Below are 1,679 nucleotides of genomic sequence, written 5' to 3' on the forward strand. Positions count from 1 at the left end.
CGGGGCAAAACCGGACCGTATTTAGAGCAATCGTCCGGGAAACCGAGTCATAATCTAATGGCATTGGCCGTGCCGGGCCTGGCTTTTGAACTGCGTAATGTTCTTCATAAAGTAAAGCAGGAAGATGAAGAAGTAAAAAAGGAGAATATCCCGATCAAGCTGGATGATGAATTTCATACGATTTCCATTGAAGCTATTCCTCTTCCCAATACCATAGATCCACATTATTTAATACTGTTTCACGATATCTCCCCAGAAAATAACGGACAAGGATCTGAAAGTGAAGGGACAGAAACAGATAAAGCACCGGATACCGATAAAGATCTTCGCATTCAGCAATTGGAGCAAGAACTTGTGGATACAAGGGAGGATATGCGAAACATAACGGAGGATCAGGAAGTTGCCATCGAAGAGCTCCAGAGTGCCAACGAAGAGTTGCAGAGCAGCAGCGAAGAGCTGCAGAGTTTAAATGAAGAGTTGGAGACCAGCAAGGAGGAGCTTCAAAGCACGAATGAAGAGCTGGTTGTCCTGAACCAGGAAATGAACAGTTTAAATGAACAGCTGGAAGCTGAAAGAAATTATTCTGAATCTATTGTAGCAAATATTCGCGAACCACTGCTGGTGCTGAATAAAAAACTTCGGATAAGAACGGCTAATAAGGCATTTTACAAACAATTCAAGCTTAAAGAAAAGGAAACCGTTGGGTCACTGATTTATGATCTGGGTGATAAGATGTGGGACTTTCCTGAAATTCGAAAACTGCTCGAAGGTATTATTCCAGATAATCCTGTTGTTGTTGATTATGAAGTCATTCACACCTTCCCGGGTATTGGTGAGCTTCATCTGCTGCTGAATGCGCGGGAAGTTGCGAGAGATGACGAATCTGAAAATTTAATTCTCTTGTCTGTAGAAGATATTACCGAACAGGTAAAAGAGAGGGAAAAACGGCGTGAAATTCAGGAGCAGCATACAAAAGAGCTGGAAGAGAAAATAGAAGAACGGACGGTAGAGTTAAAAAATGCTATTGAAGAACTCAGTGAAATGAACAAGGAATTGGTGGAAACAAATAAAGAGCTGGAAGCTTTTACCTATGTATCCAGCCACGACTTGCAGGAGCCGCTCCGAAAAATTCAAACGTTTGCCGGCCTGGTGCTCGAAAAAGAGAATCAAAACCTATCCGATAAGGGGAAGACTTATTTCAATGTTATGCAGGGCGCCGCAAACCGGATGCAGAAACTAATTGATGATCTGCTCGTATTCTCACGCCTAAACACGTCGGAACGAGTTTTTGAAACCGTGGATCTGCGGACGATTGTTGAAGAGGTTCTGTCAAACTTCAGCGATGTTATTAAGGAAAAAGAAGCCAATATTGAGCTTCAGGAAATGTGTGAGGCAGATGTGATCGTCTTTCAGTTCCGCCAGCTGATGCACAATCTAATCAGTAATGCGCTCAAGTTTTCAAAATCCGGTGAGAAACCTCACATCAAGATCAAAAGCCGGATGGTAAAGGGGAGTGAACTGAAGGTGAAAGGACTGTCTGCGGATCAAAAGTACTGCCATATTTCTGTTTCGGATAACGGCATCGGGTTTGATAAAAAGTTCAATGAAAAAATATTTGAGGTCTTTCAAAAGCTTCATTCAAAAGATGAATATCCGGGTACGGGAATCGGGCTGGCAAC

The 1,679-nt window shown here is 42.6% G+C and carries 1 protein-coding gene; it reads left to right on the top strand.

Going from position 1 to position 1,679, the window contains the following annotated elements:
• Nucleotides 1-57 precede the first annotated feature (57 nt).
• A partial coding sequence (locus ACESM0_RS13455) for a sensor histidine kinase (RefSeq protein WP_372906719.1) occupies nucleotides 58-1,679 on the top strand: 1,622 nt, incomplete at its 3' end.

The sequence above is a fragment of the Rhodohalobacter sp. genome (assembly GCF_041686455.1).
Lineage (GTDB): Bacteria > Bacteroidota > Rhodothermia > Balneolales > Balneolaceae > Rhodohalobacter.